Consider the following 22,647-nt stretch of genomic DNA (forward strand, 5'->3'; position numbering starts at 1 on the left):
GTGGAGAAACGTCAGGTGGCGGTGACTGTGGAGAGCCGGTCCAGGGCCTCCTCGATGCCGGCCCCCGGGCCGGCGAAGCTGAGCCGCACGAAGCGGCCGCCGTCGACGGTGTCGAAGTCGATCCCGGGCGCCATCGCGACGCCGGTCCGGGCCAGCACGTCGTGGCAGAACGCCATCGTGTCGTCGGTCAGGTGCCCGACGTCGGCGTACACGTAGAACGCGCCGTCCGCGGGTGCGAGCCGCGTGACGCCGAGCCGCGGCAGGCCGTCGAGCAGGAGGGCGCGATTCCCGGCGTACCGCCGTACGTGGCCGTCGAGCTCGTCGTACGACGCGTCGCTGAACGCCGCGAGGCTCGCCCACTGCGCCAGCACCGGCGGGCAGATCGTGAAGTTGCCGGTGAGCACGTCGGCCGCGCGGCGGAGCCGGTCCGGGACCAGCATCCAGCCGATCCTCCAGCCGGTCATCGAGAAGTACTTGGAGAAGCTCGAGAACACGACGGCCTCGCGGCTGGTCTCCCAGGCGCTGCGGGCCAGTTGGTCGCCGCCGTCCAGCGGGGCGTACTCGATGCCGTGGTAGATCTCGTCCGAGATCAGCTGGATGCGCTGCTCCTCGCAGTACGCCGCCAGCGCGGCGAGCTCGCTGGGGACCAGCATCGTGCCGGTGGGGTTCGCCGGGCTGGCGACCACGAGGCCCTTGATGCCCCCGGCGGACTCCTGGAGCGCGGCGACCTGCTCGACCGTCGGCTGGAACCGGGTCTCCGGACCCGTGGGGATCTCGACGACCTCGCAGCCGAGCGCGGCGAGCACGTTGCGGTAGCAGGGGTAGCCGGGGCGAGCCATCGCGACCCGGTCACCCACCTCGAACGCCGCGAGGAACGCCAGCAGGAAGCCGCCGCTGCTCCCGGTCGTCACGACCACCTCGTCCGGATGCACGTCGATGCCGTGCGCGCGCTTGTGGTGCCCGGCGATCGCCTCGCGCAGCTCCAGCACGCCCGCGGCCGGTGTGTAGCCGAGCGGGTCGCCGGAGTCGAGCAGCCGCTTGGCCTCCTCGCGCACCGGGGCCGGCGCGCCCGTGCTCGGCTGTCCGGCCAGCAGGTTGAGCAGGTCGCCGTGCGTGCGCTGCCGGGTGGTCGCCGCCGCCAGCAGGTCCATCACGTGGAACGGCGGCACGTTCGCCCGGCTGGCGACCTCGAACCGGTCGGTCATGGGGCGACTGTACGGCGGGGCGGGATACCCGGTGAGCCGGGTATCACCACGCTTATCGGGTGTTGCAATGCCCGTGAAGCGACGGGATACCCGGTTAGCCGGGTATCCCGGCAGCGTGCCGCCCGGCCCGCCGACCGAAGAACGACCCCTCACCGAGCTGGGTGCCGGAGCAGTAGCCCTTGCCGTCCTGGGCGATGTTGGACGCGCAGGCACCGGCGGCGTACAGGCCCGGGATGACCGAGCCGTCGGGGCGCTGGGCCTGGCCGTCGACGGACACCCGGATGCCGCCGAGGGTGAAGCCGGCGTACATCGCGTGCCCGAGCCGCAGGTCGAAGACCGCCCACGGACCGGTGTCCTGGGGGGCCAGCCACTCGGCAGCCTTGTGGAAGTCGAGGTCCTCTCCGGCGGCCGCCATCTTGTTGTAGCGCTCGAGCGTCGCGGCGACCGACCCGGCCGGCAGGTCGAGCGCCGACTCCAGCTCCGCGATCGTCTCGTAGCCGTCGATGAGCGGGACCAGGGGGAACTTCGGGTACTCGACGTGCTCGCTGTCGACGACGAGGTACGCCGTGTGGTCGGCCTGCTCCATCACGAACTGCGAGGTCCGCGAGTGGTAGCCGTCCTCGCCGCAGAAGCGCTCGCCGTCCTTGTTCACGATGACGCCGGTCATCAGCGACGACGGCGGGTAGAACGGCGCGGTGATGAACGGCTCCTCCATGTGCCGGAGCTCGGCGCCGGCGGAGGCGCCGAGGCGGATGCCGAGGCCGTCGTCGTACGTCGAGCCCAGCGTGAACGGCTTCTCGGCGAGGGACGGGGTGTACGACGCGACCATGTCGGGGTTCATCACGAAGCCGCCCGCGGCGACGACCACCGCGCCGGCGGCGATGACGCCCGTGTCCTCGAACGACCGCCAGGCGAGGCCGACGACGGTGTCGCCGTCCACCACGAGGTTGGTCGCGCCGGTCTCGTAGCGGACCTCGACCCCGGCCTCCTCGATCCGGGCGCGCAGCAGGTCCATCACCATCCTGGTGCCCTCGGTGTCGCCCGGCACCGGCACCTTGTGCCCGCGTGGCGCCGGCGTCGCCTGCTCCTTGAACGGCCAGACCTTCTCGTTGCCGGTGAACATCAGCCCCTCGGTGCCGGGCTGGATGACGGCCTTCTCCGGGTAGTAGGAGCGCTCGAACTCGAACCCGAGCGACTCGAGCCAGTCGAAGTGCTCGACCGAGCCGTCGCAGTACGCGCGGATCTTGTCGGGCTCGGGATCCTTGGAGGCCGCGACGAGGTACGCGTACATCTCGTCGGCGGAGTCCGCCCACCCGGTCGCCTGCTGCACGGCCGTCCCGCCGCCGAGGTAGAAGTGGCCACCGGACATCGCGGACGTGCCCCCGTGGACCGCGGCCTTCTCCAGCAGCAGCACCCGGGCGCCCGCTCGTGCGGCCTCCAGCGCCGCGCAAGCCCCGGCGATGCCGAAGCCGACCACGACGACGTCGTACCGCTCGGCGCCCTCGCCGCTGTCGGGGACCAGGACGGAGGCGGGGAGGACGTCGGGGATGGCGGTGCCGCTGCTCATGGGTCAAATCTAGAACAAGTTTCAGTTCTGCGGAACGTCGGCCCGCCCGGCCGCACCTATACACTCGGGCCCCGCCCCGACGATCGCCGAGGTGACCTGTGTCGTTCGACGTCCATCAGCTCGACACGTTCGTCCTGGTGGGCTCCGCGGTGACCCTGCTGGCGATCCTCGCGGTCCGGGTCTCCTCGCGGGCCGGCCTGCCGAGCCTGCTGATCTACCTGCTCATGGGTGTCGCGCTCGGTGAGTCCGGCGCTGGCATCCAGTTCGAGAACGCCGAGGTCGCGCACTCGCTCGGCTTCGCGGCGCTGGCGGTGATCCTCGCCGAGGGCGGCCTGACGACCAGCTGGCGCGAGATCCGCCCGGTCGCCCGGATGGGGCTCTCGCTCGCGACGATCGGGGTCGCGGTCTCGGTCGCGGTCGTGGCCGTGGGCGCCCACTACGTGCTCGGGCTGCCGTGGCAGCTCGCGGTGCTGCTCGGGGCCGTCACCTCACCCACCGACGCGGCCGCGGTGTTCTCGGTGCTGCGCGTGGTGCCGCTGCCGCGGCGGCTGACCGGCACGCTCGAGGCCGAGTCCGGCCTCAACGACGCGCCGACGGTCGTGCTCGTGACGCTCGTGTCGTCGGGCGCCGCGCAGGAGCACGGCGTGCTGGCGGTGCTCGGGATCGTCGGGTACGAGCTCGTCGTCGGCACGGGGTTCGGCCTGGCTGCCGGGTTCGGCGGCGCCTGGGTCATGCGCCGCGCGGCGCTGCCCTCCTCCGGCCTGTACCCGCTCGCGGTGCTGACCCTGGCCTTCCTGGCGTACGGCGCGGCGGCGTTCGTGCACGGGTCCGGCTTCGCCGCCGTGTACGTCGCCGCGCTGGTGCTCGGCAACACCGAGCTGCCGCACCGCACCGCCACCAGGTCGTTCGCCGAGGGTGTCGCCTGGCTGGCCCAGATCGGGCTCTTCGTGATGCTCGGCCTGCTGCTCTCACCGGGCCGGATCACCCTCGACTCGGTCGGCCTGGCGGTCGCGGCTGGGCTGATCCTCACGCTGGCGGCCCGGCCCCTCTCGGTGCTCGTGAGCGCCGTCGTGCAACCGATGTCCCGGCGAGAGCTGGGCTTCATCTCCTGGGCCGGGCTGCGTGGGGCCGTGCCGATCGTGCTGACGACCATCCCGCTGGCCGAAGGGGTCGACGGGGCGGCCCGGCTGTTCGACATCGTGTTCGTGATGGTCGTCATCTACACCCTGCTCACCGGGCCGACGCTGCCCGCGGCAGCCCGGCTGCTGAAGGTCGCCCGCCGCTCCGAGCCGCGGGGGCTCGACGTCGAGGCCGCGCCCCTCGAGCGGATCGCGGCCGACCTGCTGCAGGTGACGATCAGCCCGGTGTCGCAGATGCACGGCGTCGAGGTGGGTGAGCTGCGGCTGCCGCGCGGCTCGTCGGTCGCGATGGTGATCCGGGAGGGGGAGACGATCGTGCCCGAGCGCCGTACCGTGCTCCGGCACGGCGACGACCTGCTCGTCGTGGCGCCCCGGAAGCTGCGCGAGCAGACCGAGGAGCGGCTGCGGCAGGTCAGCGAGCACGGGCGGCTGGCGCAGTGGCTGGGGACCCGGCGGCGCTAGACCGGCGGGCTGCAGATCTGGGCGTCGTCCGCAGCGACCTCGCGGCGGTCGCCCTTGACGAGCGCGGTGAAGTCGTCGCCCACGACGACGGTGACCCCCGCCCCGAGGCCGTCGCGGCGCTCGATGTCGACCCGGCCGCCGAGCTGGCTCGCGACCAGCAGCACGGCGGGGTTGGTGGGCTCGGTCGTCCAGATCGCGACGTCGTCGACCTTCCCCGCAGAGGTGTTGCCGCTGTTGCCCTCGGCGAACCCGTCGTCGATGAACGACTGCATCACCCGGCCGGCCAGGCCCTCCCGGGTGCCGGCGTTGTAGACGCTGACCGTGACGTCCTGGGGGAACACCTTGTCGCCCTTGGCGATCGACCGCGTGCTGCACAGCGGGGTGTCGACCTTGGCGGGCAGCGGCTCGGTCGCGGCGCTCCAACCCCACACGGCGGCGAGCACGAGGAGCAGGGCCAGCGCGGTGATGGTGATCGCCGACCGGGCCCCCTGCGTCATCAGCCCTCCAGCGTGTGGACGCGGGCGTGCAGCACGTTGCGCTGCTGGAGCGCGGCCCGGAGCGCGCGGTGCAGGCCGTCCTCGAGGTAGAGGTCACCCCGCCACTCGACGACGTGTGCGAACAGGTCGCCGTAGAAGGTGGAGTCCTCGTCGAGGAGCGCCGCGAGCTGGAGGGTGTCCTTGGTGGTGACGAGCTGGTCGAGCCGGACCTGGCGCGGCGGGACGGCGGCCCAGGCCCGGGAGGAGAGCCCGTGGTCGGGGTAGGGCCTCCCGACACCGACGCGCTTGAAGATCACCGCGCGATTGTAACGAGGCCCTCCCCGGCCGGGGCTCACCCGTGAAGGGCGGTCACGCGGTCCAGCGGACCGCCTCGTCGAAGTGATCGGCGAGCGCGTGCACGCCGCGCAGGTCCGCGCGCTCCTCCATCAGCGAGGTGAGCGCCTGGGCGTGCCGGAGCCGCAGCGCGGCCCGCTGCTCGCGGAGCTGGGCGAGCTCGGTCTCGGGGGTGACGGGGTTCTCCATCAGGGCCTCCTGGGTCGTGCGTCGAACGGTCGGTGACCCGAGTGTGGATCGTTCACGTCGCCGGGAGGTTGACCATGCGTTACGAGCAGGTAAGCGATGACGCGCGAGCAGAACTGGAATACGTTCTACTTTCGTGGACGACATCACGGCGATCAGCCAGCTCAAGTACCGCTACCTGCGCTCCCTCGACACCAAGGCCTGGGACGAGTTCGCCGACTGCTTCGTGCCGGAGGCGACCGGCGACTACAACGGCCTGGTCTTCGACGACCGCGCCGCGCTGGTCTCGTACATGAAGGAGAACCTCCCCGAGGGGTTCCTCACCATGCACCAGGTCCACCACCCCGAGGTGAGCGTCGACGGTGACGCCGCCTCCGGGCGCTGGTACCTCCAGGACAAGGTGATCGTCCCGGCCGTCCAGTTCATGCTCGAGGGCGCTGCGTTCTACGACGACCGCTACGTGCGGACGCCTGCCGGCTGGCGGGTCGCGCACACCGGCTACCGGCGTACCTTCGAGATCACCTACGACCTCGCCGACCTGCCCGGCACCAGGATCAACGGGCCGGGCGAGCACACGCACGTGTGACTCCCTCGCCTCCCTGGTCGCAGCTTCACCAGGGGATCGTGCCGAGCCTGCACTCCCCGTGGAACCGCAGCAGCGGCAAGCGACGGCGAGCGGCAGCCGCGCACCAGCTCACAGGCTGGGCTCGCACCACGCCATCTGCACGACCTCGACCCCGCGATCGCGGGAGACCAGCCGGCCCCGGCCCGGCGGGCCGGGCTGCGGCTTCTGGTTGCCCAGCAGCGGGCCCTCGTCCGCGCTGCCGGCGAGCAGCAGGCCGGGCATGGCCAGGTCGCGCAGCGACTGGACGATCGGCTCGTACAGCGCCCGCGACGCGCCACCGGACCGGCGGGCGACGGCGAGGTGCAGGCCGACGTCGCGAGCCTGCGCGAGCAGCGGCTGGAGGGCGGCGACCGGTGAGCTCTGCTGGGTGGCGACCAGGTCGTAGTCGTCGACGATCACGAACACCTCGGCGCCGGTCCACCAGGAGCGGCTGCGGAGCTGGTCGGGGGTGACGTCCGGGCCCGCGATCCGGCCCTCGAGGTACGACGCGAGGTCGTGCAGCGCGGGCTGCGCCTGTGCGGCGGAGGTCAGGTAGTTGAGCAGGTACTCGTCGGGCACCTCGCCGAGCAGCGAGCGCCGGTAGTCGACGATGACGAGCTGCGCCTCCTTCGGCGACCGGGTCCGCATCACCTCGTGCGCGTACGCGCGCAGCACGCCGCTCTTCCCGGACTGGCCGTCGCCGAACATCAACAGGTGCGGCTCGGCGTCCACGTCGAGGCCGACCGCGGCCAGCTCGCGCTCGTCGACCGCGAGCAGGAGCCGGCGGTCCTCCGCCGGCACCATGGCGCGCACCTCGTCGAGGCCGATCCGCTCCGGGAGTAGCCGCAGCTTCGGTCCGGGTGGTCCGTCCCACGCGGCCGCGACCCGCTTGATCACGTCCTCGACCCCCTCGCCGAGGCTCTCGACGTCCGCAGTGCCGTCGACGCGGGGCAGCGCGGCGAGGAAGTGCAGCTTGCCCTGCACCAGACCGCGGCCCGGCCGGCCGGCCGGGACCAGCGCCGCGATCTTGCGATCGATCTCGGAGTCCATCGGGTCACCGAGCCGCAGCTCGAGCCGGGTGCCGAACAGGTCCCGCATCGCGGCGCGGAAGTCGGCCCACCGCGCCGCACCGACGACCAGGTGCAGGCCGAACGTCAGGCCGCGGGCCGCGAGCTGCTGCAGCTCCACCTCCAGGTCGTCGAAGTCCGCACGCAGCGTCGACCAGCCGTCGACGACCAGGAACAGGTCGCCGTACCCGTCGTCGGCCCGGCCGTCGCGACGCCGCGAGCGGTAGGTCTCGATGGAGTCGATGCCGTGGGCACGGAAGTAGGCCTCGCGGCGGTCCACGACGTTGGCCACCTCGGCCACGACCCGGCGTACGACGTCGGGCTCGGACCGGGTGCCGACCCCGGCGACGTGCGGCAGCTCGGTGAACGGCGCGAACGTGCCGCCGCCGAAGTCGAGCACGTAGAAGTGCGACTCCTGCGGGGTGGTCGTCAACGACATGCTCGTCACGATCGTGCGGAGCAGCGTGCTCTTGCCGCTGCGCGGCCCGCCGACGACCGCCACGTGGCCGCCCGAGCCGGAGAGGTCGATGGTGAGCGTGTCCCGGCGCTGCTCGCGCGGCCGGTCCACGGTGCCCAGCGGTACGACGAGGCCGCCGGCCCCACGCCAGCGCGGCGAGACGAGGCCGAGGTCCGGGTGCTCGCCGAGGTCCGGCATCAGCGCGTCGACCGTGTCCGGGACGTCGAGCGGCGGCAGCCACACCTGGTGCGCCGCCGGACCCTGGCCGGTCATGTGCCGGACCGCGATGTCGAGCAACGACTCCTGGTCGCCGGGCTCCTGCACCACGACCGGCTCCGGCTCCGGTTCGGCCACGTCGAGCTTCAGCACCTCCGAGATCGTGAACGGGAGGATCCCCTGGACGTGGCCGCCCTCGTCGCGCCGGACCCGCGCCCGGCCCGACGGCGGCCCGGAGACGTACGCCGCCTTGAACCTCAGCATCGTCGTCGGGTCCGGCTTGAGGTAGCCGAGACCGGGGTCCGCGGGCAGCTCGTAGGCGTCGGGCACGCCGAGGACGGTGCGCGACTCGCCGGCACTGAAGGTCCGGAGCCCGACCCGGTAGGAGAGGTGGGACTCGAGCCCGCGCAGCCGGCCCTCCTCGAGCCGCTGGGAGGCGAGCAGCAGGTGCAGGCCGAGCGAGCGCCCGAGCCGGCCGATGGCGACGAAGAGGTCGATGAACTCCGGCTTCGCGGACAGCATCTCGGAGAACTCGTCGACGACGACGAACAGCGACGGCAGCGGTGCGAGGACCTCCCCGGAGGCCCGCGCCTTCTCGTAGTCACGGATCGAGGCGAAGTTGCCCGCGTCGCGGAGCAGCTCCTGGCGGCGCACCATCTCACCCGACAGCGCGTCCTGCATGCGGTCGACCAGCGTGAGCTCCTGGGCCAGGTTCGTGATGACCGCGGAGACGTGCGGCAGGTCGGTCATGCCGGCGAAGGTCGCGCCGCCCTTGAAGTCGACGAGCACCATGTTCAGCTGCTCGGGGGAGTGCGTGAGCGCGAGGCCGAGCACCAGGGTGCGCAGGAACTCGGACTTGCCGGACCCGGTCGCGCCGATCACCAGGCCGTGCGGGCCCATGCCCTGCTGGGCGGACTCCTTGATGTCGAGGTGCACGACCGAGCCGCCCTCGCCGAGGCCGATCGGCACTCGCAGCCGGTCCCGGGCGGGGCGCGGGCGCCACGCCGTGCCCGGGTCGAAGGAGTGCACGTCGCCGAGCGCCAGCAGCTCCATGAAGTCGGCCGGGCCGGCGATCTCGCCGGTGCCCTGGTCGACGACGCCGGTCGACCTCGTGTGCAACGGCGTGAGCCGGCGGGCGAACGCCTCCGCGGTCGGCAGCGAGCACTGGTCGGCGGTGGCCCGGATCGGGTCCTCGCGCAGCCGGAGCGCGAGCACCGGGCAGCGGCCGTGCTCGTCCGGCTCGCCCTCGATCTGGATGCGCAGCCGGCTCGCGTCGTCGAGCTCGTCCCAGCGCGACGGGAGGTCGAGCAAGGTGACGCCGTGCAGTCCGTCGGGGGGTACGACGTGGTTGCCGGGCGGCAGCTCGCCGCCGTCGATCACCAGCAGCACGTGCGGGGTCGCGGGCCGCTCGTCGGCGCCGAACCGGGGCCGCTCGCCGAGGTCGGCGGGCAGCAGGTTGGCGAGGTCGGCCAGCGACGTCGAGACCATCCGCATCGGCCCGACCGCGTCGGACTGGCGGGTCGACTGGGCGTGCGGCAGCCACTTCACCCAGTCCCAGTGGGCCAGGTGGCGCTCCGAGGTGAGCACGGCGACCACGAGGTGGTCAGGGGAGTGGAACGCGGTCGCCGAGCAGATGAGCGAGCGGGCGAGCGACCGGGCGTGCTCCTCGGGACCGCACACCTCGACCCGGTCGAACGCGCGCAGGTCCACCGACGCGGGCAGGTCCGGCTGGAGGCGGTGCACGACGAGCAGCCGGTGCAGCGCCGAGGCGGACGCCGGGTCGACCTGGTCGATCGGCGTGCTCTCCGGCGGGACCAGCTCCAGCGACAGCGGCTGCGCACACAGGCCGTAGCGGACGTGGAGGAAGTGCGGGTCGGACGTCCCGTGCTCCCACACCCGCGACCGCTCGTCGGCGAGCGCGGGCAGCGAGGACGGGTCGGGGTGGTGCCAGGTGAGCGCCTGGCGCTGCTGGTCGGCGGCGTCCCGGGCGACCTTCCGCACGTTGGCCAGGTAGCGCAGGTACTCCGTGCGCGACCCGGTCACCTGCTGGGTGCGCTGCTTCCGCTGCCGGTCGAGCTGCACGACGATGAAGCCGAGGGTGGCGAACAGGAACATGCCGGCCGCGATGAAGCCCCGGCCACCTGTCGACCGCCCCATGGTCGCCACGAGCACGATCGAGCCGAGGCTGCCGAGCATCGGGATCGCGTTCATGAGCACGCCGCTCGCGCCCTCGTTGGGCTCGAGCTGGGGCGGCGGCTGCAGCACGATCTGCCCGGTCGGCACCTCGGGTGCCTCCAGGCGGGTGCCGCGGAGCGTCGTACTCACGTGCTGTGCCTACCCTTCGGAAGCGGGGTTGACGCCTCTGAAATGGGGGGAGGGTGACGGCGTGGCCGACACCGTCGCGAACTCCGCCCTGCTCGCGGTGACCGTGCACGGCCCGGCGGGCGTCGTGGACCTCGTGGTGCCGGCGGGCGCCGTCGCGGCCGACGTGGCGGCGGAGTACGCCCAGCAGACCCACGCCGGCGTCGTCCCCGACCTGCACACGCGCATCGGTACGCCGCTGGCAGGCGACGTGCCCCTGTCCCGAGCGGGTGTCACGACCGGGGACCTGCTGGTGGCGACGACGGGAGCGCCGCGGCCGGCGAGCCGCCGGCGCGCGGCGACACACCGCTCCGCGGCCGGCACCGATCCGGCCGTGGGCCTGGCCGGCCTCTGGTTCCTGGTCGCCGCGCTGGCCGCCGGCCTCGCCGGCTGGTGTGCGACGGTGTCCGACGGCGGGCTGCGTACGGCGGCCCTGCTGACCCTGGTCGCGGGGGCGGTGATCGGCGTGCTGCCGGTGGGCCGGCTCGTGGAGCTCCGCGCGGTCGCAGCCCCTGCCTTCGGCGCGGCCGCGGCGTTCGCGCTGCTGTGGGACCCGCACCCCGTGCGGCTGCCGATGCTGCTCGGCGTCGCCGGCCTCGCGGCCGCCCTGGTGGCGGCCGTCGGCCGCGCCCTGGACGAGCGGTCGGAGGAGGCGCTCCGGGTCTGGATCGTCGGCGGCGCCGGGCTGTTCCTCCTCGCCGGCCTCTGCACACTGGCCGGTGCCCCGCCCCGGCTCGCCTGGGCCCTGGTGCTGATGGCCGCGGTGCTGGCCGCCCGGTTCGTGCCCGGGCTGGCGGTCGACGTCCCGGACCAGTACCTCATCGACCTCGAGCGGCTCGCGGTCACCGCGTGGTCCGCACGCGCGCAGCCGCCGGGCAAGCGGGGGCGCTCGGTCGTCCCGCTCGGGGCCGTCGCGGTCGTCGCGGGCCGGGCCACGCGGGTCGTCACCGCGGCGGCCGCCGCCGTGCTGGTGCTGGCCCTGGGCGCCGCGCCGCTGCTGCTGACGACCGCGACGTTGCCCGTGGACCGGGTCGGCGCGCGGCTGATGGTCTTCTTCGCCGGTGCCGCGCTGCTGCTCGCGGGACGGAGCTATCGCCACCGCGCGGCCCGCGCCGAGCTGCGGGCCGCGGGCATCGGCTGCTGGGTCGCGCTGGCCGTCCTGCTGGTGCGGCTGCTGGAGCCGAACGCCCTGCTGTGGATGGCGATCGGGTCGACCGCGCTGGCGATCCTGATGGTGGTCGTGGCGGTCGCGGTGGGTCGCGGCTGGCGGTCGGCGTGGTGGTCGCGGAGGGCCGAGGTGGCCGAAGGGCTGGCGGGTGCGTTCGCCCTCGCGTCGCTGGTCGTCGCGACCGGATGGTTCCGCCAGCTGTGGGAGATCGCGAGCCTGTGGGAACTGAGCTCTTGAGGTTTAGGTCACAGGGCCCCGGGTAATCGCAGGTGGTCCGGCTCGGGGGACACCTTGCCGGATCGCCATACAGCACACGAGATTCTCGAGCGGCGACAGGCCGCCACGGGGGAAGGAGTTGGCGACATGTCGCAAGGCGCACCGGAGATGGGACAGGGCGAACGCACACTCACCCGAGCCGCAGGGCTCGTGGCGGATGCCAAGTCCGACTTCGACTCGATGAGCCGCACCCTCGATGGCCAGATCCAGGGCCTCCAGGGCAAGTGGGCCGGAGCCGGCGGGAGCGCGTTCTTCGCGCTGCACCAGGCCTGGACCGAGAAGCAGACCGTGATCACGAACGCGCTCAACGAGTTCGAGGCGTCGCTGACGTCCACCGAGCGGGACAACATGAGCACCGACGAGACCCAGTCCTCGTCCTACAACCGCTTTGCCGGCCGGCTCGGCTGACGCGAAGCGTCACGACCTACTCGGGAACAAGGAGTGACAGAGATGAGCCTCGACGGACTTCGCGTCAACCACGCGGGCCTGGACACGGCGGCCGAGGACCTCGGCCGCACCGTCAAGCAGATCGATGACCGCCTCAACCGTCTGGAGTCCGAGCTGGCGCCGCTGCGCAGCGACTGGACCGGTAACGCCCAGCAGGCGTACCAGACCGCGAAGGCGAAGTGGGACGCCGCGATGCAGGAGATGAAGACGCTCCTCGCGGAGACGGGCACCACGGTCTCGCAGTCGAACCAGGAGTACATGGCCGCCGACCAGCGCGGCGCCGCGTCGTTCGACATCTGACGCAGCCAGGCATCCGGGGGGTCGGCGCGCGGGCGCCGGCCCCTTTCGTGATCGGTGGAGCGCGACCTGAAGGGGGATGGCATGACCCAGGCGCCGGTGCAGTCGGGGCTGATCCGGCTGACCGTGGCATCCGGCACCCGCCGGGTCGACCTGGTCCTGCCCGGAGCCGTGCCCGTCGCCGAGCTCGTGCCCGAGCTGGCTCGCAGCGTCGGGCTCCTGGACCCGGGCACGGTGTACGGCGGCTACCGGCTCGTCACCGCCGAGGGCCGCCAGCTCGCGACCGATGCCGGCCTGATCCTCCAGGGAGTCGAGGACGGCAGCCTGATCACCGTCGCCGCCCGCGTCGACGACCGGCCGCCGCGCGTGTACGACGACGTCGTCGAGGCGATGACCGACGTGGTCGAGCACGACCTCACGCCGTGGCAGCCGGCCAGCGGTCGCCGTACCGCCCTCACCGCCGCGGGCATGCTGATGGCGCTCGGCGCCGTCGCCCTGCTCATCCAGCGCGGCTCGCTGCTCGCCGGGGTGGCCGCCGCGGTGGTCGCCGCGGCCCTCGTCACCGGCGCGATCGTGCTGTCCCGCGCGCAGCGCGACGCCGAGGCGGCGGTCGCCGTCGCGTGGATGGCGTCGTTGTACGCCGCGGTCGCCGGGCTGATGCTGGTGACCGACGAGCCGTTCTTCGGACTGCCGGTCGCCGTCGCGGGCGGCGGTGCCATGGTGGCCGGGTTCGCGTGCCTGCTCGGGCTCGGCGAGGGTCGCGCCCTGGTCATCCCGCCGGTCGTCGTGGGCGCGATCTTCCTCGCCACCGGACTCGTCATGCAGGCCGCGGAGTTCGACCCGGCCGTGGTCCTCACCATCGTGCTGGTGCTCGTGGTGATCGCGGGGAGCCTGCTGCCGTGGCTGGCACTCGGCGCGACCAGCACGTCGGTCGACCAGCTCTACAGCACCGCCGACATCACCGCCGAGCCCCGGCCGGTCGACCCGGACCGGGTGAGCGCCGACGCGAAGGTGGCCCACGAGATCCTGGTCTCGGTCTCAGGGACCGTCGGCCTCCTGCTCGCGCTGATCGCCCCGCTCGCCGTCTCGCTCGGCCTCGCCGGCGCCGTCCTAGGCGTCCTCTGCTGCCTGGTGGTGATGCTGCGGACCCGCCAGTACCGCACCCGCTCCGAGGTCCTCGTCGGCCTGGTCTCCGGCATCGTCGGGCTGCTCTCGGTCGGCGTCTCGACACTCTGGCTGCACCCGGACTGGCGACCGACCGTGGCGGTCGTGCTCGCCGCGAGCGGCGCCGTGCTGCTCGCCGTGACCATGCTCCCGAGCGCACCGTCCGTGCGTCGCGGCCGGCTCGGCGACGTCGCCGAGTCCCTGGCACTGCTGCTCCTGCTGCCGACCCTGGTCATCGCGGTCGGCGTGTTCGCCGCCATCCGGGGCTGAGCGCCGTGGCCACGAAGAAGGACCTGGTCGAGGCGTACTCGTTCAGCCGGCGCCGGCTGGTCACGGCCTTCGTCTCCGGCGCCCCCGGCGGCCGGGAGGTCGAGCCCGCGCGACCCGGCCGGACCATCGTCGGCGGCATCGCGCTCGCCGTCCTGGTCGCCGCCGGCGCCGCGATCGCCGGCGTCTTCGCGCCCCGCACCCCCGACGACTGGAACCAGCCGGGGCTGGTCATCTCCAAGGAGACCGGCGCGGCGTACGTCATCCTCGAGTCCGACCCGGACGAGCTGCGGCCCGTCATCAACACCACCTCCGCGAAGCTGATCCTCGGCGAGGACTCGGAGCCGACGCTGATCTCCCAGGACACCATCGACGACCAGCGGATCGGCGACGACATCGGCATCTTCGGGGCGCCGGCGAGCGTGCCGACCGCCTCGCTCCTCATCAGCAGCGGCTGGACCGCCTGCACCGGTGACGACCGCGGCATCGCCGTACGCGTCGCCGACCAGCCCGACGTCACCGCAGCCACCGGGCAGGGGGTCACGGTCACCAGCCACGGACAGCTGTTCGTCGTCGCGACCGGGGCGGACGGCAGCGGCCACCTCTTCCCGGTCCCGCGGCAGAGGGCGCCGGGCATCGACCAGACCGACGTGCTGCTGTCGCAGGTGCAGATGCCCGACCACACGAACGCCGTGCACGTGCCGCGCCAGTGGCTGACCCTCTTCCCGGTCGCTGCGCCGCTGGACTGGAGCTCGTTCGACCTCGACCGCTTCGGCGAGGCCCCGGAGGAGCGGCTGCCCGGTGACGCGGCGGCCGCGAACGTCGGCGACCTGCTGGAGACCAGCGACGGCGACCGCCTCCTCGTCGCCTACGACGGGCCGGTCCCGCTGACCGACTTCGCGGCCTACGTCTACGCCAACATCGTCCTCCCGGACCAGCGGCTCGCGAAGGTGGTCGACGTCGACCGGGCGCCCAGCGTCGGGTTCGGCGACGACGGGTTCCTGCGCGACACGGGCTGGCCCGCCGAGCCCCCCGAGCCGCTCAGCACCGACCCCTGCGTGCAGCTGACCGCGGCCCACGGCCAGGCACCGGTCGCGCAGCTGGTCGGCCCCGGCGAGGACTCGGCCGTGTCCGCCGACGTCCCCGAGGGAGTGCCCGACCCGCTCGTCGACCCGGGACGCGGCGCCTACGTGCTCTCGGGTGGCTGGTCCGGCCAGGCCGCCGGCGCGACGCCGTACCTCATCGACGCGAAGGGCCGCGCCGACCCGCTGGTCGGGGCCGGTGCCGCCACGCAGCTGGGGTACGCCGGCGTCGAGGCCCCGGTCGTGCCGGACAGCTGGGTCGAGCTGTTCCGGTGCGGCGTGCAGCTCTCGCAGGAGCGGGCGCTCCAGGAGCCGAGCGACAAGGACTCGACGTGCGCCTGACCGTCGTCGTACTCGGCGCAGCCACCGGCCTCAGCCTGCTGGTGGCGGCACCCGCGGTCGCCGACGACAACCCGCTCTGCTCCTCGGTGCAGGCCACCAGCCCGCCCGGCACCGTCACCCTGGAGAACGCGCCGTTCGGGCAGCTGGGGATCCACCGGACGCAGGTGCTCGTGGCCCACGACGCGCCGAAGGACCGGCCGGTCCGGGTGGCGGTGCTCGACTCGGGCGTCGACGACGCGAGGATCCCGGTGGCGGAGCGCCACTCGGTCACCGGTCGGACCGCGGTCACCTACTACCACGGCACCGCCGTGGCCGGGCTGATCGCGGGGCCGCTGGGCATCGCGCCGGACGCGGACGTCGTGGACGTGCGGGTCTACGACGACGAGGACGGGGACCGAGGCGCGCAGGTCGAGCCCGATGCGCTCGCGGACGGCCTGGACTGGGTCGCGGCGAACGCCGGCCGCCTGAACATCAAGGTCGCGAACGTCTCGCTCGCGGTCGACCCCTCGGACCGACTGGAGCGCGCGGTCCGCAGGGTCCGCGCCGCCGGGGTGGTGCTGGTCGCGGCCTCGGGCAACCGGCCGCAACAGGGCGAGGCCTTCGACGACCGGTTCTCCGACGACCAGGCCTCGCCCGACGAGGACGCGGCCGGCGTCCTGTACCCGACCAGCTACCCGGGCGTCGTCAGCGCCTCCTCGACGGCCGACGGCGCGGTCGGGACAGACGTGACGCAATACGTCCTGCAGAACAGCCACACCACCGTCGCCGTACCGACGTACGACGCGGTGTCCGTAGGCCTCGACCACCGGCCGTGCGTGCTCGAGCCGCCGGCGACGTCCTGGGCCGCCGCCGAGGTGAGCGGCGTGCTGGCGCTGGTGGCGCAGCTGTACCCGCACGACACCGACCAGCAGCTCGTCGCCCGGCTGGTCGAGACAGCGAACGGCACCCCCGACGACCCCACGCCGCTGATCGGCGCCGGCGTGGTGCAGCCCTACGAGGCGCTCACGCGCCCGCTCGACCCGTCGCGGTCGGGGAAGGTCGAGCGGCCGCTCGCCGAGGATCCGGAGTCCGCCCCGGCCGCGGCGCCCCAGCCGGCGACGGACCTGCTCGCGGACACCCGCGACGACGCGGTCTGGTGGGGGCTGATCGGCGGCGGCGTGCTGGTGGTGGCGCTGCTGCTGCGCCCGGTCATCGCGCGTAGGCGCCCGTAGCCCAGGTCCGCCGGCAGCGTGGCCGAGCTCCGCCCGGCGGTCGCCGGGCGCCGCACGACACGTGCGGCGCCGGGTGAGTGGCGGAGGTAGGGGGATTCGAACCCCCGAGGGCGTTAACCCAACCCGCTTTCCAAGCGAGCGCCATAGGCCACTAGGCGATACCTCCGCGGAGGAGGCTACCGGTCCGGCTTCGGGGCCGCGAAATCGGCCGGCGCCGCTTTGGAGCGTGGAACGCGGCTCACCTACACTCGTCCGCAACCCCCCGTGTGGCGGCACCTCGCCCAACTCCCCCAGGGCCGGAAGGCAGCAAGGGCAAGCGAGCTCTGTCGGGTGCGCGGGGGGCCTTTTCATGTCCGGCCCACGCCCACCCGCTGCCGCGCTACCGGCTGTCGGAGCAGGTGGTTAGGGTTCATGCGTGGAGTCACCCCTCGCGCTGTACCGCCGCTACCGGCCGGAGACGTTCGCCGAGGTCATCGGCCAGGACCACGTCACCTCGCCGCTGCGCGCCGCGCTCGCGAACAACCGGGTCAACCACGCCTACCTCTTCTCGGGGCCGCGCGGCTGCGGCAAGACCACCAGTGCCCGGATCCTGGCCCGCGCGCTGAACTGCGAGCAGGCGCCGATCGCGGACCCCTGCGGCGAGTGCGACAGCTGCCACGACCTGGCCCGCGGCGGGCCGGGCTCGATCGACGTGATCGAGATCGACGCGGCCTCGCACGGTGGCGTCGACGACGCGCGGGACCTGCGCGAGAAGGCGTTCTTCGCGCCGGTGCGCAGCAAGTACAAGGTCTACATCATCGACGAGGCCCACATGGTCACCACGCAGGGCTTCAACGCCCTGCTCAAGCTCGTCGAGGAGCCGCCCCCGCACCTGCGGTTCATCTTCGCCACCACCGAGCCCGACAAGGTGCTGCCGACCATCCGGTCCCGCACGCACCACTACCCGTTCCGGCTGATCCCGCCGCGGCTGCTGTCGTCGTACCTCTCCGAGCTGTGCGAGAAGGAGGGCGTCGCGATCGAGCCGGCCGCGGTGCCGCTGGTCGTGCGCGCCGGCGCCGGCTCGGCCCGCGACACCCTCTCCGTGCTCGACCAGCTGCTCGGCGGCGCCGGTCCCGACGGGGTGACGCACGAGCTGGCGACGGGCCTGCTCGGCTACACGCCGGACACCCTCCTGGACGAGGTCGTGGACGCGTTCGCGGCCGGTGACGGCGCGGCCGTCTTCGGGGTCGTCGACAAGGTGATCGAGACCGGCCAGGACCCGCGGCGCTTCACCGAGGACCTGCTGCGCCGGCTGCGCGACCTGGTCATCGTCGCCGCCGTCCCCGACGCGCCCGCCACCGGGCTGATCGACGTGTCCGAGGACCAGGGCGAGCGGCTCGTCGCCCAGGCCGCCCGGTTCGGTGCCGCCGAGCTCAGCCGCGCCGCCGACATCGCCGCCACCGGCCTGACCGAGATGCGCGGTGCCACCGCACCCCGGATGCTGCTCGAGCTGCTGTGCGCACGGATCCTGCTCCCGGGAGCGGACCACGCCACCGACGGCGTGCTCGCTCGGCTGGACCGGCTCGAGAAGCGGCTGACGATCACTGGTACGCCGACCCCCGCAGCCGCCACGCCGCCGGCGCCGCCCGCGCAGGACCGACCGGCCCCGCCGCCGGCCCGGCCGCCCGCACCGGAGCCGGAGCCCGAGCCCGTGGTGCCGGCGCAGGCAGCCGTCCCGGCGCCCGACCCCGAGCCTGAGCCTGAGCCCGCCCCGGAGCCCACACCCGCCCCCGAACCGGAGCCCGCCGCGCGGGCGGGCAGCCTCAGTCTGGTCGACGTACGCCGGCTCTGGCCCGACATCGTCGACGCGACCAAGATGCGCCGCCGGCTGGCCTGGATGCACCTCACCCAGAACTGCCAGGTCGTCGCGGTCGACGCCACCACGCTCACGCTCGGTTTCGCGAACGCCGGCGCCCGCGACTCGTTCGTGAGCGGCGGCTGCGACGAGGTGCTGCACCAGGCCGCGATCGACGTGGTCGGCGCCGCCTGGAAGATCGAGACGATCGTCGACCCGGGCGCCCAGCCCGAGGGCACGCCGACGGTCACCCGGTCCGCCGTGCCCGAGCCGGAGGCGGAGTCCGCCCCGCAGCCCGCACCCGTGAAGGAGCAGCCGTCGCCCGACGCGAGCGCGGCCGCCCGCGACGCGATCCAGCAGACCCGGACGGCCGACGAGCAGAAGGCCGAGGCCGGCCCCGACTGGGCGGCGGCGGACGCCGACGCCCACCCCGACGACCTCGACGCCGAGCACCAGGGCATGAGCACGGCGGAGCTCCTCCAACGCGAGCTCGGCGCCCAGGTGATCGAGGAGATCCGCAACCCGTGAAAGGTGTGACCACCCCATGAGCCAGAACCCCTTCGAGGCCCTCGGCGGCGGAGGCTTCGACATGAACGCCCTGCTCCAGCAGGCCCAGCAGATGCAGGAGCAGCTCCAGGCCGCGCAGGAGCGGCTGGCCGACACGGTCGTCGACGGCACCGTCGCGGGTGGCGCGGTCACCGTGAAGGTCAGCGGCGTCGGCGAGCTGGTCGGCGTCGAGATCAGGGCGGGCGGCTTCGACGGCAGCGACCCCGACGACCTCGCGGACCTCGGCGACATGATCGTGGCGGCGTACCGCGACGCGAAGGCCCAGGCCGACGCACTCGCCGGTGAGGCGCTCGGCCCGCTGGCCGGTGGCGCAGAGGGGCTGCCCGGCATGCCCGGCCAGCTGGGCTTCTAGGACCGCCTTGTACGAAGGAATCGTCCAGGACCTCATCGACGAGCTCGGCAGGCTGCCGGGCGTCGGTCCCAAGAGCGCGCAGCGGATCGCGTTCCACCTGCTGCAGTCCGACCCGGTCGACGTACGCCGGCTCGCGGACGTGCTGCTCGAGGTCAAGGCCAAGGTCAAGTTCTGCAGCATCTGCTTCAACGTCTCCGAGGACGAGCAGTGCCGCATCTGCCGCGACCCGCGACGCGACCCGTCGGTGCTGTGCGTCGTCGAGGAGTACAAGGACGTCGTCGCGATCGAGCGGACCCGCGAGTTCCGGGGCCGCTACCACGTGCTCGGCGGCGCGATCTCGCCGATCGACGGCATCGGGCCGGACCAGCTGCGGATCCGCGAGCTGATGGTCCGGCTGTCCGACGGCACCATCACCGAGACCATCCTGGCCACCGACCCGAACCTCGAGGGCGAGGCCACCGCGACGTACCTCACGCGGATGTTGAAGCCACTCGGGTTGCGCGTGACGCGTCTGGCGAGTGGACTGCCGGTAGGTGGCGACCTGGAGTACGCCGACGAGGTGACGCTGGGCCGCGCGTTCGCAGGGAGGCGATCCGCAGATGACTGAGACCACGATCGACAACGAGACCGAGGACTTCGCGCAGCAGATCGCCGACCAGGTCGCGAGCTTCCTGGTCGCGCTGCGGGAGATCGCGCGCGAGAACGACGGCGGGCGGGCCATCTCGCTGCTGCTGCTCGAGATCAGCCAGGTGCTGCTCGCGGGCGCCCGGCTGGGGGCGCAGCGCGACTTCACGCCGATCGGTGACTACCAGCCGGACGTCGGCCCGGAGGCCGACCTGGACGCGATGCGGCTCCGGCTGGCCGAGATGCTCGGCCCGGTCGACCCCTACGCCTACGTGTTCGACCCCTACGTCCCGGAGCTCGTCGTCGGCCGGCTCTCTGACGACCTCACCAGCATCGCCACGGACCTCGAGAACGGCCTGCGCCACTACCGGCTCGGCAACGTCGAGGAGGCGCTGTGGTGGTGGCAGTTCTCCTACGTCTCCTCGTGGGGCAACCTGGCCGGCGTCGCGCTCAACGCGCTGCTGTCCGTCGTCGCCCACGACCGCCTCGACACCGAGGTCGCGGACGAGGACGAGCTCCTCGAGGTCGTCGATGAGATGCTCGACGGAGACGCCGCGCCCCCTCGGTAGACTCGACGACTGGCAGGAGCGTCGATCCAGTAGGGACCAACCGTGGGCATTGTCGTCCAGAAGTACGGCGGATCGTCGGTCGCCGACCCCAGCGCGATCAAGCGGGTCGCCCGCCGGATCGTGGACGCCAAGAAGGCCGGCCACGATGTGGTCGTCGCGGTATCGGCGATGGGCGACACGACCGATGAGCTCATCGACAAGGCGCAGGCGGTCAGCCCGGCGCCGCCCGCCCGCGAGCTCGACATGCTGCTCACCGCGGGCGAGCGGATCTCGATGGCGCTGGTCGCGATGGCGATCTCCGACCTGGGCTACAGCGCCCGATCGTTCACCGGCTCCCAGGCCGGCGTGATCACCGACTCGGTGCACGGCAGGGCCAAGATCATCGACGTGACGCCCGGCCGGATCGAGTCGGCGATCGCCGAGGGCCACATCGTGATCGTCGCCGGCTTCCAGGGCGTCTCCCAGGACACCAAGGAGATCACCACGCTCGGCCGCGGCGGCACGGACACGACCGCGGTCGCGCTGGCCGCGGCCCTCGGCGCCGAGGTCTGCGAGATCTACACCGACGTCGACGGCGTCTTCACCGCCGACCCGCGGATCGTGCCGGCGGCGCGCAAGCTCGACCGCGTGGCGACCGAGGAGATGCTGGAGATGGCGGCCTCCGGCGCGAAGATCCTGCACCTGCGGTGCGTCGAGTACGCCCGCCGTTACGACATCCCGATCCACGTGCGGTCCTCGTTCTCCCACAAGGAGGGGACCTGGGTCATCCCGGACAGCCAGGCAGGAGAGGTCCAGATGGAGCAGGCGATCATCGCCGGCGTCGCCCACGACCGGAGCGAGGCCAAGATCACCGTCGTCGGGGTGCCCGACAAGGTGGGTGAGGCGGCCCGCATCTTCGAGGCGCTCGCCGCGACCGAGGTCAACATCGACATGGTCGTCCAGAACGTGTCGGCCGCTGCCACCGGGCTGACCGACATCTCGTTCACGCTGCCGCGTGCCGACGGTCAGGCAGCCATGGGCGCACTGGCGCGGATCCAGGACGAGGTCGGCTACGACAAGCTCCTGTACGACGACCAGATCGGGAAGGTGTCGCTGATCGGCGCCGGCATGAGGTCGCACCCGGGCATCACCGCGAAGTTCTTCGCCTCCCTGGCGTCCGCGGGCGTGAACATCGAGATGATCTCCACCTCCGAGATCCGGATCTCGGTGATCGTCGACGAGGCGCAGGTCGACGACGCGGTCCGCGCGACGCACACGGCCTTCGACCTGGACGCCGCCGAGGTCGAGGCGGTCGTGTACGGCGGGACCGGACGATGAGCGGCCGGACCCTCGACGTCGGCGTCGTCGGCGCCACCGGCCAGGTCGGCGTCGCGATGCGCCAGATCCTCGAGGAGCGTGGATTCCCGGTCGGCCAGGTGCGCTTCTTCGCCTCCGCCAGGTCTGCCGGCACCGTCCTGCCGTTCGCGGGCCGGGAGATCACCGTCGAGGACGCGTCGATCGCCGACCCGAGCGGGCTGGACGTCGCGCTGTTCTCCGCCGGCGCCAGCACCTCCAGGGCCCTGGTGCCGAGGTTCGTCGACGCCGGCGTGGTCGTGGTGGACAACTCCAGCGCGTTCCGCAAGGACCCCGCGATCCCGCTGGTGGTCGCCGAGGTCAACCCGGAGGCCGCGCGGGCCGTGCTCGATGCCGGCCGGGGCATCATCGCCAACCCGAACTGCACCACGATGGCCGCGATGCCGGTGCTCAAGCCGCTGCACGACGAGGCGGGCCTGGTCCGCCTGATCGCCTCGACCTACCAGGCCGTGTCGGGCTCCGGGGTCGCCGGCGTCGAGGAGCTGGCCACCCAGGTCGCTGCGGCCGGCGACAAGGCGCGGGAGCTCGCCTACGACGGCGAGGCGGTCGCCTTCCCCGAGCCGGTCATCTACGCGCGGAACATCGCCTACAACGTGCTCCCGTTCGCGGGCTCGATCGTCGACGACGGCCAGTTCGAGACCGATGAGGAGCAAAAGCTCCGCAACGAGTCCCGCAAGATCCTCGGCATCCCCGACCTGCGGGTCTCCGGCACCTGTGTCCGGGTCCCCGTGTTCACCGGCCACTCGCTGTCGCTGAACGTCGAGTTCGCGCGCCCGCTCTCAGTGGCGCGCGCGCTCGAGCTGCTCGGCGACGCCCCGGGGGTGGAGGTCACCGACATCCCGAACCCCCTGCTCGCCGCGGGCAAGGACCCGTCGTACGTCGGTCGGGTCCGCCAGGACGGCGATCGCGGGCTCGCGCTGTTCGTCTCGAACGACAACCTGCGCAAGGGCGCCGCTCTCAACACCGTGCAGATCGCGGAGCTGCTGGCCGGGCGGTAGGC

General features: G+C 72.9%; 20 protein-coding genes, 1 tRNA gene and 1 other RNA gene. 15 read left to right on the forward strand and 7 right to left on the reverse strand.

The features are described from left to right. Positions 1-11: 11 nt before the first annotated feature. Together N538_RS0119285 and N538_RS0119290 are read right to left on the reverse strand one after the other, a co-directional pair. Positions 12-1,205, reverse strand: a complete 1,194-nt coding sequence (locus tag N538_RS0119285) for a pyridoxal phosphate-dependent aminotransferase (protein WP_028638657.1) — start codon at positions 1,203-1,205, stop codon at positions 12-14. 94 nt (positions 1,206-1,299) lie between these two features. Beyond that, positions 1,300-2,772 (reverse strand): FAD-binding protein, encoded by a 1,473-nt coding sequence (locus N538_RS0119290; RefSeq protein WP_028638658.1) that lies wholly within the window; start codon positions 2,770-2,772, stop codon positions 1,300-1,302. 98 nt (positions 2,773-2,870) lie between these two features. On the opposite strand from N538_RS0119290, the gene N538_RS0119295 reads away from it, so the two are divergent. Continuing rightward, complete coding sequence (locus N538_RS0119295; protein WP_028638659.1) at positions 2,871-4,373, forward strand: potassium/proton antiporter; 1,503 nt, start codon at positions 2,871-2,873, stop codon at positions 4,371-4,373. On the opposite strand, the gene N538_RS0119300 is transcribed toward N538_RS0119295, so the two are convergent. The 3 genes from N538_RS0119300 to N538_RS29125 are packed head-to-tail and all read right to left on the reverse strand — an operon-like array spanning position 4,370 to position 5,392. Then, positions 4,370-4,870, reverse strand: a complete 501-nt coding sequence (locus N538_RS0119300; protein ID WP_028638660.1) for a LytR C-terminal domain-containing protein — start codon at positions 4,868-4,870, stop codon at positions 4,370-4,372. The genes N538_RS0119295 and N538_RS0119300 overlap by 4 nt on opposite strands. Beyond that, positions 4,870-5,166 (reverse strand): type II toxin-antitoxin system VapB family antitoxin, encoded by a 297-nt coding sequence (locus N538_RS0119305; protein ID WP_028638661.1) that lies wholly within the window; start codon positions 5,164-5,166, stop codon positions 4,870-4,872. Before N538_RS0119305 ends, N538_RS0119300 begins: the two co-directional genes overlap by 1 nt. Positions 5,167-5,218: 52 nt before the next feature. After that, entirely contained in the window at positions 5,219-5,392 is a 174-nt protein-coding gene (locus N538_RS29125) for a hypothetical protein (protein WP_197025403.1), read from the reverse strand. Positions 5,393-5,525: 133 nt separating this feature from the next. Here N538_RS29125 and N538_RS0119315 point away from each other — a divergent pair, with 133 nt between their 5' ends. Then, the gene (locus N538_RS0119315; protein ID WP_028638662.1) at positions 5,526-5,975 is read left to right on the forward strand and encodes a nuclear transport factor 2 family protein; all 450 of its coding nucleotides are present in this window, start codon (positions 5,526-5,528) and stop codon (positions 5,973-5,975) included. 108 nt (positions 5,976-6,083) lie between these two features. Here the strand turns inward: N538_RS0119315 and N538_RS0119320 are convergent, their stop codons facing one another. After that, positions 6,084-10,058, reverse strand: coding sequence for a type VII secretion protein EccC (locus tag N538_RS0119320; protein WP_028638663.1), 3,975 nt, complete (start codon positions 10,056-10,058; stop codon positions 6,084-6,086). A gap of 61 nt (positions 10,059-10,119) precedes the next feature. Here N538_RS0119320 and N538_RS0119325 point away from each other — a divergent pair, with 61 nt between their 5' ends. The 6 genes from N538_RS0119325 to N538_RS0119350 all read left to right on the forward strand — a co-directional run bounded on the left by N538_RS0119325 (position 10,120) and on the right by N538_RS0119350 (position 16,348). Next, the gene (locus tag N538_RS0119325) at positions 10,120-11,499 is read left to right on the forward strand and encodes a hypothetical protein (protein WP_028638664.1); all 1,380 of its coding nucleotides are present in this window, start codon (positions 10,120-10,122) and stop codon (positions 11,497-11,499) included. A gap of 126 nt (positions 11,500-11,625) precedes the next feature. Then, positions 11,626-11,946 carry a WXG100 family type VII secretion target gene (locus N538_RS26310; protein ID WP_081790591.1) on the forward strand — a complete coding sequence of 107 codons (321 nt, stop codon included), beginning with the start codon at positions 11,626-11,628 and terminating at the stop codon, positions 11,944-11,946. Between the two features lie 42 nt (positions 11,947-11,988). Further along, positions 11,989-12,285 (forward strand): WXG100 family type VII secretion target, encoded by a 297-nt coding sequence (locus tag N538_RS0119335; RefSeq protein WP_028638665.1) that lies wholly within the window; start codon positions 11,989-11,991, stop codon positions 12,283-12,285. 81 nt (positions 12,286-12,366) lie between these two features. Further along, positions 12,367-13,716: a type VII secretion integral membrane protein EccD gene (gene eccD, locus N538_RS0119340; RefSeq protein WP_028638666.1), complete on the forward strand. Its 1,350-nt coding sequence runs from the start codon at positions 12,367-12,369 to the stop codon at positions 13,714-13,716. A gap of 5 nt (positions 13,717-13,721) precedes the next feature. Continuing rightward, positions 13,722-15,137 carry a type VII secretion protein EccB gene (locus tag N538_RS27625; RefSeq protein ID WP_028638667.1) on the forward strand — a complete coding sequence of 472 codons (1,416 nt, stop codon included), beginning with the start codon at positions 13,722-13,724 and terminating at the stop codon, positions 15,135-15,137. Next, the gene (locus N538_RS0119350) at positions 15,128-16,348 is read left to right on the forward strand and encodes a S8 family serine peptidase (protein WP_028638668.1); all 1,221 of its coding nucleotides are present in this window, start codon (positions 15,128-15,130) and stop codon (positions 16,346-16,348) included. The genes N538_RS27625 and N538_RS0119350 overlap by 10 nt, the downstream gene beginning before the upstream one ends. Before the next feature lie 78 nt (positions 16,349-16,426). Here the strand turns inward: N538_RS0119350 and N538_RS0119355 are convergent. Next, a tRNA-Ser gene (locus N538_RS0119355) sits at positions 16,427-16,514 on the reverse strand. A gap of 90 nt (positions 16,515-16,604) precedes the next feature. Here N538_RS0119355 and ffs point away from each other — a divergent pair. From ffs to N538_RS0119385, 7 genes are all read left to right on the forward strand, one after another. Continuing rightward, positions 16,605-16,695, forward strand: an RNA gene (ffs, locus tag N538_RS28105) — signal recognition particle sRNA small type. A gap of 68 nt (positions 16,696-16,763) precedes the next feature. Next, positions 16,764-18,710: a DNA polymerase III subunit gamma and tau gene (locus tag N538_RS0119360; protein WP_028638669.1), complete on the forward strand. Its 1,947-nt coding sequence runs from the start codon at positions 16,764-16,766 to the stop codon at positions 18,708-18,710. A gap of 16 nt (positions 18,711-18,726) precedes the next feature. Continuing rightward, on the forward strand, positions 18,727-19,101 hold the full coding sequence (locus tag N538_RS0119365; protein ID WP_028638670.1) for a YbaB/EbfC family nucleoid-associated protein: 375 nt from the start codon (positions 18,727-18,729) through the stop codon (positions 19,099-19,101). Positions 19,102-19,108: 7 nt separating this feature from the next. Then, positions 19,109-19,708: a recombination mediator RecR gene (recR, locus tag N538_RS0119370; protein WP_028638671.1), complete on the forward strand. Its 600-nt coding sequence runs from the start codon at positions 19,109-19,111 to the stop codon at positions 19,706-19,708. After that, a complete protein-coding gene (locus N538_RS0119375; RefSeq protein ID WP_028638672.1) occupies positions 19,701-20,294 on the forward strand; it encodes a DUF5063 domain-containing protein in 594 nt (197 codons plus the stop codon). Before recR ends, N538_RS0119375 begins: the two co-directional genes overlap by 8 nt. Before the next feature lie 42 nt (positions 20,295-20,336). Next, positions 20,337-21,611 carry an aspartate kinase gene (locus tag N538_RS0119380; RefSeq protein WP_028638673.1) on the forward strand — a complete coding sequence of 425 codons (1,275 nt, stop codon included), beginning with the start codon at positions 20,337-20,339 and terminating at the stop codon, positions 21,609-21,611. Next, positions 21,608-22,645, forward strand: coding sequence for an aspartate-semialdehyde dehydrogenase (locus N538_RS0119385; RefSeq protein ID WP_028638674.1), 1,038 nt, complete (start codon positions 21,608-21,610; stop codon positions 22,643-22,645). The genes N538_RS0119380 and N538_RS0119385 overlap by 4 nt, the downstream gene beginning before the upstream one ends. Positions 22,646-22,647: the final 2 nt, after the last annotated feature.

The sequence above is a fragment of the Nocardioides sp. URHA0032 genome (assembly GCF_000620645.1).
GTDB lineage: Bacteria > Actinomycetota > Actinomycetes > Propionibacteriales > Nocardioidaceae > Nocardioides.

Coding starts and splice junctions, on each gene's coding strand:
- eccD (WP_028638666.1), top strand. CDS start 12,367: ATGACCCAGGCGCCGGTGCAGTCGGGGCTGATCCGGCTGACCGTGGCA.
- N538_RS0119300 (WP_028638660.1), bottom strand. CDS start 4,870: ATGACGCAGGGGGCCCGGTCGGCGATCACCATCACCGCGCTGGCCCTG.
- N538_RS26310 (WP_081790591.1), top strand. CDS start 11,626: ATGTCGCAAGGCGCACCGGAGATGGGACAGGGCGAACGCACACTCACC.
- N538_RS29125 (WP_197025403.1), bottom strand. CDS start 5,392: ATGGAGAACCCCGTCACCCCCGAGACCGAGCTCGCCCAGCTCCGCGAG.
- N538_RS0119375 (WP_028638672.1), top strand. CDS start 19,701: ATGACTGAGACCACGATCGACAACGAGACCGAGGACTTCGCGCAGCAG.
- N538_RS0119335 (WP_028638665.1), top strand. CDS start 11,989: ATGAGCCTCGACGGACTTCGCGTCAACCACGCGGGCCTGGACACGGCG.
- N538_RS0119285 (WP_028638657.1), bottom strand. CDS start 1,205: ATGACCGACCGGTTCGAGGTCGCCAGCCGGGCGAACGTGCCGCCGTTC.
- N538_RS0119385 (WP_028638674.1), top strand. CDS start 21,608: ATGAGCGGCCGGACCCTCGACGTCGGCGTCGTCGGCGCCACCGGCCAG.
- N538_RS0119365 (WP_028638670.1), top strand. CDS start 18,727: ATGAGCCAGAACCCCTTCGAGGCCCTCGGCGGCGGAGGCTTCGACATG.
- N538_RS0119290 (WP_028638658.1), bottom strand. CDS start 2,772: ATGAGCAGCGGCACCGCCATCCCCGACGTCCTCCCCGCCTCCGTCCTG.